The sequence below is a fragment of the Sunxiuqinia sp. A32 genome (genome assembly GCF_052690465.1).
Map to the genome: position 1 here is coordinate 86,715 of NZ_JBQYLI010000014.1, position 14,316 is coordinate 101,030.

The 14,316-nt window shown below is 40.4% G+C and carries 9 protein-coding genes; all 9 read left to right on the forward strand.

Features of this window, described 5'->3' with window-relative positions:
• The first annotated feature begins 8 nt into the window (after positions 1-8).
• Entirely contained in the window at positions 9-1,856 is a 1,848-nt protein-coding gene (locus ACUNWD_RS14595; protein WP_445588566.1) for a RagB/SusD family nutrient uptake outer membrane protein, read from the forward strand.
• Between the two features lie 10 nt (positions 1,857-1,866).
• A complete protein-coding gene (locus ACUNWD_RS14600; RefSeq protein ID WP_445588567.1) occupies positions 1,867-2,574 on the forward strand; it encodes a DUF3823 domain-containing protein in 708 nt (235 codons plus the stop codon).
• A gap of 77 nt (positions 2,575-2,651) precedes the next feature.
• Entirely contained in the window at positions 2,652-3,797 is a 1,146-nt protein-coding gene (locus ACUNWD_RS14605) for a glycoside hydrolase family 130 protein (RefSeq protein WP_445588568.1), read from the forward strand.
• A gap of 23 nt (positions 3,798-3,820) precedes the next feature.
• Positions 3,821-5,587, forward strand: a complete 1,767-nt coding sequence (locus tag ACUNWD_RS14610; protein ID WP_445588569.1) for a DUF6057 family protein — start codon at positions 3,821-3,823, stop codon at positions 5,585-5,587.
• Between the two features lies 1 nt (position 5,588).
• Positions 5,589-7,094, forward strand: coding sequence for a TolB family protein (locus ACUNWD_RS14615; protein WP_445588570.1), 1,506 nt, complete (start codon positions 5,589-5,591; stop codon positions 7,092-7,094).
• A 17-nt stretch (positions 7,095-7,111) separates the two neighbouring features.
• Positions 7,112-9,853: a glycoside hydrolase family 2 protein gene (locus ACUNWD_RS14620; RefSeq protein WP_445588571.1), complete on the forward strand. Its 2,742-nt coding sequence runs from the start codon at positions 7,112-7,114 to the stop codon at positions 9,851-9,853.
• Positions 9,854-9,892: 39 nt separating this feature from the next.
• Positions 9,893-11,251 carry a family 43 glycosylhydrolase gene (locus tag ACUNWD_RS14625; RefSeq protein WP_445588572.1) on the forward strand — a complete coding sequence of 453 codons (1,359 nt, stop codon included), beginning with the start codon at positions 9,893-9,895 and terminating at the stop codon, positions 11,249-11,251.
• 83 nt (positions 11,252-11,334) lie between these two features.
• Positions 11,335-12,450, forward strand: a complete 1,116-nt coding sequence (locus tag ACUNWD_RS14630; protein ID WP_445588573.1) for a glycoside hydrolase family 88/105 protein — start codon at positions 11,335-11,337, stop codon at positions 12,448-12,450.
• A 91-nt stretch (positions 12,451-12,541) separates the two neighbouring features.
• Positions 12,542-14,071, forward strand: a complete 1,530-nt coding sequence (locus ACUNWD_RS14635; protein WP_445588574.1) for an alpha-L-arabinofuranosidase C-terminal domain-containing protein — start codon at positions 12,542-12,544, stop codon at positions 14,069-14,071.
• Positions 14,072-14,316 lie beyond the last annotated feature (245 nt).

Here is a 14,316-nt window from a genome sequence, read left to right on the forward strand (position 1 = left end):
TTACTGATATGAAAGTATATAAATACATATTCGCCGGATTAATCATGCTAAACTTTATAGCATGTAGTGATTATCTGGACAAAGAAACGTTTGACATCATTACCCCGGAAAAAGTCTGGCAGGATCCTATCCTCATTGATGGTGTAATGGTAAATCTTTACGATGGATTGCAATTAAATGATTTTAACTACTGGTTTTGGTCGCAGTGGAGATTAATGAACCCAACCTCACTCTCGGATGAGGCCCAGGGATCATTCCAAAAGCCACCTGCATTCGACAATGCAAATGCAAGCTTTTCATACATGGATGACCTTTTTGAGCTGAAATTTTCTGATATGTACAAAAAAATCAGAAACTGTAACAACATGATTGAACAGCTGGAGGAATCGACCGTGTTAACGGAGGAAACCAAAAATTTATTAATGGCTGAAGGTCGTTTTATAAGGGCAATGCATTATTTCGAACTGGTAAAGCGCTATGGAGGAGTTCCGTTGATTACAAGTCCTCAGGTATATAGTGCTGGCAACCTCGAGGAATTAATGGTTTCACGTAACAAAGAGGCAGAAATCTATGATTTCATCGTAGATGAATGTAATGAAATAGCTAACCAGCTGCCCGTCACCCGTGAAGCAGCAGCAAAATACCGTGTAAGCAGGGGAACTGTTCTCGCGTTGTGTTCAAGAGCGGCTTTATACGCCGGATCAATCGCAAAATATGGAACGGTTGAGTTAGATGGTGTTGTTGGAATAGCAAATTCTGACGCAAGCCATTTTTTCCAGGCATCGTACAATGCATCAAAAGCCCTATTAGATTTAAACGCCTATTCATTGTATGATCAGGATGGAGATAAAGTTCAAAATTTCACAAACATCTTCACAAAATCAACTGACGGAGAAAACGGTGAATACATTTTTCAAAAACAATACGATGTATCTGGCGGAAGAGGACATGACTGGGACAAACGGAATGCCCCTTTCTCTTATCGTCAAGGAGGTTGGGGATGTGGTATGGCTCCTGTCCTGGAGATGGTTGAATCGTATGAATATACTGATGGAAGCGAGGGAACTCTCGCGATAGAAAATGAAGATGGTTCAAAACGTAAATTTGACAATCCTTATGAATTATTTGCGAACAAAGATCCTCGACTTTTTGCCTCCATTTACCTACCTGGCTCTCCATGTAAAGGAACAAACGTTGAATGGATGCGGGGAATTATTGTTTCAGACACTGAGCGTTATATGGCTACTGGCCAACCAGGAGGTGGAAACACGGTTGTTATTGATGGAATCAGCTATAGCACATCAGGTAAAGATGGTGGTGCAGATGCTGGCGATGCTTCAAAAACCGGTTTCTACCAAAAGAAATTCTTTGACGAAACACTTGAAGATGTAAATATGGGAAAATCGGAAACCCCATGGCCAGTTTTCAGATTGGGCGAGATTTACCTGAATATGGCTGAAGCATGTGTGGAAATTGGTGGAAAAGACAATGAAGCATTAACTGCAATAAATAAAATTCGTGATCGTGCCGGAATTGCGCTTCTTTCAAGTGTATCACTGGACGATGTTCGCCACGAACGTAAAGTTGAACTTGCTTTTGAGGGTCACCGTTTCTGGGATCTGAAACGTTGGAGGCTTTCCAGCAAAGATGTTTCAGAAGGTGGATTAAATGGTTTTAGAGGTAGCGCACTATATCCATGGTACGATATACAGGATGGAAAATACGTTTTTGAGATCGGCAATAAGCCTCCAAAACAAACCAGAATCTTCCTTGAAAAAAATTACTACTCAAAAATTAACAATGATGACATGAATTCGAACCCCAACTTAGTTCAGAATCCAGGTTATACAAATTAAATTTTAGATTATGATAGTTCGTATGAATATAAAAAAATCAGCCATTTGGCTTTTCGCCATTCTTGCTACGGTTTTATATAGCTGTGAAAAATTAGATAATTACGATGCACCTGATGGTGGCATTTACGGAACCATTCTAGATGCAACAACCAACGAACCCGTTCCACTTCCGGTACAAGGATCATCGGGAGTAATCATCAATTTGTTTGAGCAAGATACAACCGCCACCAAATCAATTGATTTTTATGCCCAGCACGATGGTACATACGCAAATACGCAAGTGTTTAACGGAGACTACCAGGTTGTAGTAAACGGACCTTTTACCGAAACTGCAGAACAAACTGTTTCAATTAACGGACAAACAGAAGTTAACTTTAGCGTAACTCCTTTTGCAAGGATTGAAGCTTCTGCATCTAATTCCGGTAAAACAGTAACTATTAGCTACAGTGTTACAGCAACAAGCCCAGAATATAGTGTTTCGGAGGTATACGGTTATTGGAACTTTGCTCCTGGCGTCGATAATAGCGGGAGTAACCACGCTGAAAAGGTAAAAGTGAATGAAACAATCGGAACCATTGTCTTTGATCTTGGAAACAGTTCAGTTTATCAAACCAATGAATACAAAATCATTGATAATGGTAATAAAGTCTATTTCCGGGTTGGAGCAAAAACCAACGGAGTAATTAACTATAGCGAAACGATTGAGTTAACCCTCTAGAGGAAACAAAAACCGTCCAAAGAGAAGATGAATTTCATTCAGCTCTTTGGATGGTTTTTCTTTTTAAATAAACAATTATGAGCAAAATCTTGAGCATTTCATCAGTCATTAAAAGACTATTATTTTCGGCATTTATTCTAAGTTCATTCATTGGTTATAGCCAATCTTCAAAGCTTCCAGATTGGGCATTGGGCGAGTTTGTTCGTCCCAAAAAAGCAAAACCGTTAATAAGTCCAAATCCTAAAAGCACATTTTATTGTCCGATGAATAAAGGAGAAATCCGATGGGAGGAGAGTGATACATTTAACCCGGCAGCGACCGTCAAAGATGGAAAAATCTGTGTCTTATACCGGGCAGAGGACAATTCAGCAACTGGAATCGGTAGCCGAACTTCCAGAATTGGGTTGGCTGAAAGTAAAGATGGAATTCAGCTGAAGCAAAGGAAAACCCCGGTACTTTATCCTGATGATGATGATATGAAAGAATTTGACTGGCCTGGAGGATGTGAAGACCCACGGGTTGCAGTAACCGAGGATGGAACCTACGTAATGGCTTACACTTCCTGGAACCACAAAACTGCCCGTTTAAGTATTGCCACATCGAAAGACCTCATCACATGGGAAAAACATGGCCCTGCCTTTGCAAAGGCTTACAACGGGCGTTTCACAAACAGATTCACTAAAGCAGCTTCAATTGTTACCAGTTTGAAAAATGATCAGCTTGTGATTACCAAAATTAATGGTCAATACTTTATGTACTGGGGTGAGCATAAGGTTTATGCTGCGACATCGGATAATTTGACAGATTGGTATCCTGTTCTGGACGAAGATGGCGAATTAAAATCTTTGATTACACCACGTAAAGGTTATTTTGATAGCGATTTGACAGAATGTGGCCCTCCTTCCATATTAACAGATAAAGGCATTCTAATGCTGTACAATGGCAAAAACAGCAAGGGAGACAGAAGAGATAAAAATTACACAGCAGGAGCCTATTGTGCAGGACAGGTTTTATTCAGCAAAGACGATCCTTTCAAAGTGATTGGCCGACTGGATAAACCTTTCTTCACACCTTCTGCCGATTTTGAAAAAAGTGGACAATATGTCGATGGAACCGTATTTATCGAAGGATTGGTGTACTTCAAACAAAAGTGGTTTTTGTACTACGGATGTGCCGATTCAAAAGTAGGCGTCGCAATTTACGATCCGTCTAAAAAAAACTAACCAGTGAATTGAAGTGATAGGCGATGAAAAAACACTTTGATAAATGGGGGTTCCTTGCGTTGATTTTCGTGATTTTTGTTCTTCTTCAAAAATTTTATGCTTATCACTTCTTTTACATTGAGCAATTCCAATTATTTACAAACACTCATTTCTATTTTATAGAAAGCTGGTCACACCCCGGTGGAGGCATTGAATACCTGAGCAACTTCTTGCTGCAGTTTTTTATTCTTCCTTTCGCAGGACCAACAATTGTTACACTACTAACCAGTTCTGTCTTTTTGATTTTGGCATTGCTTCTAAAGAAACTACTTCCTCCTTCCGAAAATAAAAACAAGTTCTTTTTGATTCCAGCAACTATTGCCGCATCCTACCTTCTTTTATTTCTCGACTTCAACTATTATTTGCAGGGAAATCTGGCTTTTGCAGTATGCCTTTTAATGCTGCTCGCTTTTTCATCAATAAAAAGCGTACAAATAAGAGCCGGGCTGACTTTCGCAATTGTTCCAGCATTATACTGGTTTGCCGGATCTATCTCATTCCTTTTTGCACTTAGTTTTTTCATTCTGGAATTGCAGTGGAATGGATTTCATAAAAAGCATTTCTACTGGATACTGCTGCCGTTATGGGCAGTAATAGTTTCCATCTTAGGAGTTCGCTTTGCTTTCTTCGGCAGTTACAGAATGAGTTTCCTACCAGACTTATATTATCAACGAAGGCTGATTCCAGACATCTTAGTTTATCTGCCTTGGGTGTTATTAATTTTGGGGTTGATTCTAATTTCACTATTTCAAAATAGCGATAAGAAATCTCTCCGAACAATCTCTTTTGCAACACAAATAATTGTTTTCGCCAGCATTGTCGGATTGGGATTCAGCACCCTGAAAGACCGAAAATTTTACCAAATCCAGAAACTGGATTATTTCGCACGGAACGAACAGTGGAATAAAATTATTCAGGCTCAAACCAGAGAGCAAAACTCGAATTACCTCATCCAAAACTACGTGAATTTAGCATTGGTAAAGAAAGGTCTTTTGCTGGATCAGCTTTTTGAAAGGAAGCAACATGGCACTCAAGGACTAAAAGTTTCGCCCCAGAACAAACGGTTAATCGCTCCACTTCTAAGCGATATTGACTATTGTGTGGGTGACATTGCTTCTTCGCAACAATATGCATTCGAAGGTAATCAGACCTGCCGCGGAGCTGGTAGCGGGCGATTGCTAAAACGTCTGGCGGAAACGGCCATCATTTTCGATAATCTACAAATTGCAGAAAAATACCTCATTACATTAAAACATACCTGGCACTACCGGGAATGGGCTTTGGAGCAGGAAACCGCAATTGCATCCTCGAAATTTAGTGCTGAATTTGAGTCGAAAAAGAGTTGTTTGCCCAAAGAGAACAGCCGGGAATTCGCCAAAGATTTTCAGGAGGAGTTGAAACAACTCTGCGCTGACAACCCGGACAATAAAACTGCTTCATCCTATCTTCAGGCATCTTATTTGCTTTCAAAAGATCTGGAAAATCTATCTGAATTCAGGAACAAACAATCCTCTCATAATCGTGGAAATAAGACAGTTCCAAAGGTTTGCCAACAAGCACTTCTTGCCTTCCACGAAACAAAACCTGAAAGCTGGACGGCTATGGGAATCACAACGGAAACAATCAACTTATATAACAACTATAAATCTTTTCTTAAAAAGCATTACCGAGATACACAAGTAAGAACGCTAATGGAAAAACAGTTTGGAACAACTTATTGGTTTTACCTTCAATTTAACGATCTCAGGTAAGATGAAGAGATTGATAAACATAGCATTGGTCGGTTGGCTGTTTCTGCTTTCCTGTTCTACACCGAAAATTACCGAATTTGAAAAAACCGGAAGTCTGCCAGAAATCTACCCTGATTATAAAGAAGTAACTATTCCGGGAAACATCGCTCCTTTAAATTTCTACTTAACCAATTGGGACAAGGAAGGAATGCTATCCATTGAAAGTGCAAGCCAAACGCTCAAAATTCCATCCCCAACCAGTAAGTTTTCAATTGATCCTTTGGACTGGAAAGAGCTGTTGACACAAAATGAAGGAAAAAGCATTCTGCTGACCGTCTACACAAAAGAGAATGACCATTGGAAAAAGTACAATCCGTTTTCTGTCAAAATTGAAAAGGACTCCATTGATCCGTATTTGGTTTATCGACTAATAGAACCCGGCTATGAATTATGGGAAACAATGGGCATTTATCAACAAAGTCTGGAAACTTCCGAAGAATCTTCCATTTATGAAAACAAAATGACCAACTACAACTGTGTAAATTGTCATTCATTTTGCATGCAGGATCCTGACAGAATGTTATTACACATGAGGGGTGATTATGGTGGAACCTTTTTATTCGATCATGGAAATATCGAAAAGCTGAACACCAAAACTGATTCGACGATTTCTTCATTTGTTTACCCGGTGTGGCATCCGTCCGGAAAATTTATAGCTTTCTCAGTCAACAACATTGCCCAAACTTTTTATTCGAATAACAAAGACCGGTTGGAGGTTTTCGATTCAAAGTCGGACCTGGTGATTTACAATGTCGACACGAAAGGAGTCTTCACCACTCCCCTGCTCTCATTGCCCGATCAACTAGAAACATTTCCTGCATTTTCTTCAGATGGGAAAACATTGTATTTCTGCTCGTCAAAAAAATTACCAGTACCTGAAAAATCCGATTCTGTAAAATACAGTCTCTGCTCAATCCCGTTCAACGAAACTGATGGAACATTCGGTGAAAAAGTGGACACGATTTTTAATGCCCAAACTCAGAATAAAAGTGCATCGTTCCCGCGAATCTCGCCGAATGGAAAGTACATGCTTTTTACAGTTTCCGATTACGGAACGTTCCCAATCTGGCACAAAGAGGCTGACTTGATGCTGTACAGTTTGAAAGACAAGCAATTCGTTGATATGAACCCAGCAAATAGTGACGATACCGAAAGTTACCATTCATGGTCATCAAACAGTCGTTGGATTGTATTTAGCAGCCGACGGGACGACGGTCTTTACACGCGTCCGTATATTTCGCATGTAGGAAAAGATGGACACGTTGGCAAAGCATTCATGTTACCTCAAAAAGATCCTGTGTATTACAAGTACTTCATGAAGTCATACAATATCCCTGAGTTTGTGAAAGCAAAAGTCAATATCGATGCCTATGATGTCTCCAGCTTCGCAAAGTCATCATTAGGTGAGAACGTGGAATTTGTCTCCCAAAACAATGCAACACAACGTCAAAAAATAGAAAACAAATAAAATCATAAAACTAAAAAATGAAAATCGTGCATAACTATTCAAACTACAAAATCAGAATTTTACTCTTTCTATTCTTATTCAGCATATCGGCAAAGAATTATATAGCAAAAGCTGCTCCACAAAAAAAGGAAATTCCAGTCATTACTTTAAGTTCACATCCTGATGACGGGAAGGCTTATTCGTGGCAAATGATGCGCGTTAGCGAAATCGGTGCTACCGGAGAAGAAATTTCCCAATCAAAGTATGACACAAAATCTTGGCGACCGGCCATTATTCCGGGTACGGCACTAAACAGTCTGGTTGCAAACGGTGAATGTCCTGAACCTTATTTTGGGCAAAACAATAAACGAATCAATAAGCAAATCCCGGATATTGCAGATGTTGGCCGAGAGTTCTATCATTTCTGGTACCGAACCACTTTCTCAACTCCCAAAGATTTTGACGGGAAAAAAGTTTGGCTGCAATTCGACGGGATCAACTACATAGCTGATATCTGGCTGAATGGCCACAAGCTCGGAAGCATTAAAGGCATGTTCCTTCAAAAAAAGTTCGATGTTAGTCAGTACATTAAATCAAAGGGTGAAAACTGCCTGGCTGTTTCGGTTGAACCGGTTGAATATCCGGGAACAATGCTAAGCCGAAAAAAGGAGAACGCAGCACCAAATGAAAACAAAAATGGCGGCGATGGTAAAATTGGTAAAAACGTAACCATGCTGATGACCGCAGGCTGGGACTTTACTTTTCACGATGGGATCCGCGACAGGAATACCGGCATATGGCGCGATGTAAAAGTGTTTGCTTCAGGGGACGTCACTCTTGAGAACCCATTTGTGAAATCAAAGCTTCCCATTCCTGAACTATCTCCGGCGCGCGAATCTATTTCAGTAGAAGTTTCCAATCACAGCGCTCAGGACAGGACCGTTGAGCTTGTGGCTGATATTGAAAATACGTCAGTTCGTATAAGTAAAAAAGTCAACTTAAAAGCAGGCGAAAAGCAAAAGGTAGTTTTAACTCCTGAAGAATACAATCAACTGGTCATTGAAAACCCGAAACTTTGGTGGCCAATCAACAAAGGCGAACAACACCTTTATACTTTAAACCTAACCGTAAAAGCTGACGGACAAGTTTCGGATACCGTTTCCAAACGATTTGGCATTCGCGATATCCGTTCGGACCGAAATACGCCCGATCAGTCGCGCATTTTCTACGTAAACGGGAAACGTCTTTTTATCCGTGGTTCCAATTGGATTCCGGAAGCAATGTTACGTACTTCGAAGGAACGCACTTTCGCACAGCTTCGCTATACAAAACAAGCAGGAATCAATATGCTCCGTTTATGGGGCGGTGGCATCAGTGAGTCAGATTATTTTTTCGACTTGTGTGATGAGATGGGCTTCCTCGTTTGGCATGAGTTCTGGATGACAGGCGACACCAATCCACCACTTGACACTGCTGTTTATTTTGGCAATGTGCGTTCTACAATTGAGCGGATCCGCAATCACCCGAGCCTGGCGTACTACGTTTCATCAAACGAACAGGACAATATTTTGGATATTAAACCAATCCTCAACAATCTGGATGGAACCCGTGGCTATCAATTTCAGTCGGAATGTTGCGGAGTGCACGACGGCAGTCCTTACAAGTACGAAAATCCGATGCAATACTACGACAATACAGCCTCAAACCGCGGAAGCCGGATCGACGGATTTTGCCCGGAATACGGAACAGCTTGTCTGCCGGTAATTGAATCCCTGCGAAGGATGATGCCGGAGGATGATTTGTGGCCAATCAACAAAAACACCTGGGATTATCTTGATGGAAACGGGTTCCATAACATGACTACCAAATACAATACGGCAGTTGAACAATACGATACGCCAGAGAACATCGAAGATTATGCCAAAAAAGGACAGCTGGTTGGCGCTGTGGCTTACCGCTGCATTTGGGAAAACTGGAATTACAACAAGTATGAGTATGGCGACCGATTTGCCTCAGGAGTCTTATTTTGGTATCACAACAGCCCGGTTCCGCAGGTTTGCTCCCGTATGTGGGACTGGTACCTCGAACCAACAGCAGCCTTGTATTTTGCACAGGATGCGCTGGAGCCGTTACATGCCCAATTCGATTTTATAAAAAATACGGTAAGTGTTTACAACGAGCTTTACCAAGGTTTTGAGGGGTTACGGGTAAATTTCCGATTGGTTAACATGGACATGAAAACCATTCTCGAGAAAGAAACGCACATTAACCTGGACGAAGATGCGGTGGCTAATGATGTGCTGAAAATCGATCTTCCTACAGAAAAATTAAGCCCTGTTCATTTCATAAAACTGGAAGTTTACGATAAGGACGATAATTTGATATCCGACACTTTTTACTGGCGCTCTAAAAACGAATACCAAGGCCCATGGACTGTTGGCGGCCCGTTGCATGGCGGCTTTGAAAGCCTGTCGGAACTACCCAAAACTTCTCTGGCTTACCAGGTAGAAAAGAACATTGAAAACGACCAAACAATTTATACCGTCCATTTGACAAACAAAACCGACAAACTGGCCTTTTTCAACCGGCTAAAAATGGTGAACAAAAAAAACGACAGTTTAATTTCTCCGGCATTTTACAGCGACAACTATTTTTCATTGTTGCCGGGTGAAAACAAGGATGTGATGATTGAAATCACTGAAAAAGATTCAGCAAAGGATATACAACTTGTCCTTGAAGGGTTTAATGTAAAAGCCCAAATCATTAATGATAAAAACTAGTAATCAAAATAATTCTCAATAGATTATAATTAAAATAAGATGAAATACATTCATTATTATCTCCTTATCTTTTGGATTTTTCTTTCAAGTTGTGATGACAATTCCGATGATTTAGGAACGAATTCATATATAGATATAAGTACCAATGAAAAATTAATTACAAATATCTCGGGATCATTCGGAATTCAAATATTATCAAATGGTTATTGGGAAATAGAAACGACAGATAGTTGGCTTCAATCCGACAAAAAAGAAGGTTCTGGAAATACATCGGTAACGGTTACTTATAATGCAAATACTACAGAAACACGAATAGGTGTTGTTACATTTAATTGTGGGAATCAATCAATTGAATTAACTGTTACTCAAAGCGAACATACATTCAAAAATCCGATAGCAGGAATTCCTGACCCATGGATTATAGAACACGAGGGATATTACTATATATGTAAGGCTCAGGGGAATGGAATTAATATCTCCAGGTCTCAAAAACTGTCGGCAATCACAGGAACTCAAACAGTATGGGAATGTCCGGTTGACAACGGAGACGATAAGCCCTGGAATGTAGCGCATGTATGGGCTCCTGAACTTCACCGCGTAGATGGACGGTGGTACATATATTACACTGCTGGGCGACCGCGTTCAGAACTAGGTTATTACCAGCAAAGAAGCGGTGTGTTGAGAGCAAAGACAGATGATCCGATGGGAGAATGGGAAGATATGGGGATGTTATATACAGGTGGTAATTTTGAGGAAGGAATCGAGCCAACGATTGCAAATACTTTTTATGCAATTGACTTAACTGTATCCGAAATAAATAATACGTTGTATGCTGTTTGGTCGGGAGGCACAGAGGGTGTTCCTGGTCAGTTTTTGTATATCGCAAAAATGTCAAATCCGTATACGATTAGTTCTCAAAGACAGTTAATTTCTTCCCCTGACCAATACTGGGAACTGATATCACCATCAAACATAATAAACGAAGGTCCAGCTTTTCTTAAAAGCAGAGGAAAAAATAAATTTTTCGTGGTGTATTCATGTAATGGATCATGGACAAAAGATTATCGTTTAGGTTATGTTATGCTGGGTGATACTTTGGCAGACCCTCTGGCACCTTCAAACTGGACGAAATCTGCCAATACAGTCTTTTACAGATGCGATAATACTTCTACTATCAATGGGGTAAACGGAGTAGGACACTGTAGTTTCACCAAATCTCCCGATGGTACCGAGGATTGGATCGTATATCATGTAAAGAATCGTAATGATAATTCATACTCAACCGGAAGGTCTACATTCGTTCAAAAATTTGGGTGGAATGCTGATGGAACTCCTGATTTTGGAGAGCCTGTCGGATGGGGTGAAATCATTGCTACTCCCTCTGGAGAAAAGAACTAAAAACCCTATGCAAAGGAAAGTGAGAACTTGTTATTTATAAATTATCTATAGAAAGAATTAAACTGTTTTATAAAAAATACAAAATGAAAAAAAATATATCATCCTGTCTAATATTGGCATTTGCACTTCTTTTAGCTAATGTTAGCGCGGCTCAAGATTATTTTGATGACTTCCCCGAAGGTTATAATCCTAAAGAAGTTGGGAAATTAATTGCTTACCGCTTTATTGGTGCGAAGCATGCTTTGCATGCCGGGAAATGGATAAGTTATCCTGAAACATTTTATTGGAACGGAGCTCTAAAGTTTGCAAAACTAACAAATGACAACGAACTTATTGAACTACTTCAAGAAAGGTTTGAGCCTTTATTTTCAACTGAAAAAGAATTGCTGCCAATCAAAAATCATGTTGATCTCAATATGTTTGGAAGCTTACCGCTCGAATTCTACCAAGTAACAAAAGAGAAACGGTATTTAGATTTAGGACTACCGTATGCCGACACACAATGGCAGGTTCCGGATGATGCAAAATCCGAACAAAAAGAGTGGGCAGATAAAGGATACACCTGGCAAACGCGTCTTTGGATTGATGATATGTACATGATTACCATTGTACAAACGCAGGCCTATAAAGTAACCGGAGATGTTAAATATATTGATCGTGCTACTCGTGAAATGGCACTTTATCTCGAAGAGTTACAATGTCCCAACGGTCTTTTTTATCATGCACCGGACGTTCCATATTATTGGCTGCGTGGAAACGGATGGATGGCTGCGGGAGTTACTGAGTTGCTTCGTCATCTTCCTAAAGATCATGAATATTATTCGCGTATCATGAAAGGCTATCAAAAGATGATGAAGAGCCTGAAAAAATACCAAAATGAAGATGGTATATGGAATCAGCTAATTGACGAACCTGACTATTGGTCGGAGACATCTGGTTCGGCGATGTTTACATATGCATTAATTACCGGAGTAAAGCATGGCTGGTTAAATGCAAAAAAGTATGCTCCAGTTGCCCGTAAAGCCTGGATGGCTTTAGTATCTTATGTGGACGAGAAGGGCGCAGTATCTGAAGTTTGTGTTGGGACCAATAAAAAGAATGATAAACAGTACTACTTCGATCGGCCACGAAGAAAGGGCGATTATCACGGGCAGGCTCCTTACCTTTGGTGCGTGAATGCTCTTTTGGAAAACAGATAACATAATTTAAATAGCCAGTATATTAAAAATGTCAATTTAGTTAAACAATAATCAAAAATCTTAGATAAAGACCTTAATAAACCAACCTACAATGAAAAGAAACTTAACACTAATTCTATTGCTTGTGTGCAATATAACACTACTGGCACAAGAAAAAAGTACAATCACGTTGAAGCTCAACGAACCCAAAAGTGAGATTTCACCGCTGATTTACGGACAATTTATTGAGTTCCTAGGCAATTGTATCGACAAAGGGATTTACGAAGCCGATTCTCCCCTGGCGGATGAAAATGGATTCCGTGCAGATGTTTTGACCAAAGCGAAGGATCTTAACATTCCGTTGCTTCGTTATCCGGCAGGTACTTACATTAAAATTTTTAACTGGGAAAATGGTATTGGTCCCAAGGAACAACGGCCTAAAACCCGCAATGTGATTTGGGGAGGAATGGTTGACAACCAGTTTGGAACTGCGGAGTTTGTAACCTACTGTCGCGAAATTGGTGCCGAGCCTAACCTCGTGGTAAATATGTCGACTGCCACCGCCATGGATGCAGCGAATTGGGTGGAATACTGCAATGGTACATCGGACAGCTATTACGCGAATTTACGCCGGTCACACGGATATCCAGAACCGTTCAATGTAAAATACTGGGCTATTGGAAACGAAGAAGAAGCAAATGATGATGCAGGTATTCACCAGGATCCGGAGAAATATGTTGAAACTGCCTGGCAAATTGTGAAACTCATGAAACTGCACGACCCAACCATTAAGATTGTGCTTTGCGGTGGAAGCGATTATTGGAACAAAACGATCTTGGATAAGATGAATGGAGTCTGCGACTACCTCTCTATGCACATTTACCATAATGCGGGTGGCAGCAATGAATACGGAGCGGTTTTAAAAAATATAAGCAAGGTAGATGAACGTTTGGATGCCGCCGAAACATTGCTCAACTCATATCCAGAGGAAGTGACAGACTGGGGGCGCTGGTATCGTTTCCCGCACAGAGCCGACAAAATAAAACTCGCCGTTGATGAATGGGGAATCTGGCTTCCAAACGGAACCGGCCCATACAACCTGGTTAATCGGTACACCTGGGAACATGCGCTTGGCGTAGCTATGTTTTTCAATACATTTCACAAACACGCTTCCTCTATCGGATTAGCGACATGGGCACAGCTCGTTAACATACTTGCTCCAATCCTGACAGACGAAGATGGCTCAATCACTCAAACGGTGTACTACCCGATGCAATACTACAGAAAGCATGCTGCCCCAGTTAATATTCCCTGCACTGCAAGTTCTCCTTCGATTGCGAATGGTATGCCATCATTAAGCATTTCGGCAACTGCCTCAACAAACGGAGATGAAATCGTACTTTTCGCAGTCAATATTCACCCCTCCGAATCACTCGAAACAACAGTAGATATGGAAGGAGATACCAACAAATGGAAGATCACACAATGCATTGAGCTAAACGCTCCTTCCACACAGTCGATGAATAAAATTGAGGAGAAAGGCGTAAATGTTGTGGAAGTAAAAAAGAACACACAGAAAAAGTGGAATAAGTTATTGCTCCCACCCCACAGTATTACAATTCTGCACCTGAAGAAAAACTAGGAATTATAATTATCAAAATCGTAAAAATAATTTTGGTTCTATTGTTAAAGCGAGAAGGCCCCGGCAAAATTATTGGGGCTTTCTTTGTATATCTGAGTTAGATTTTTCTACTCTGAAAACCGTGAAAGCAAATATTGACGGTTCAGCTTTCAGTATTGATAAAATATCTGCTTCTTTGGGTGGAAGATTAGGGACCATGCTAGCCCTCAAAAAAATTACATAGACATCTTCATATTGTTTCAAAA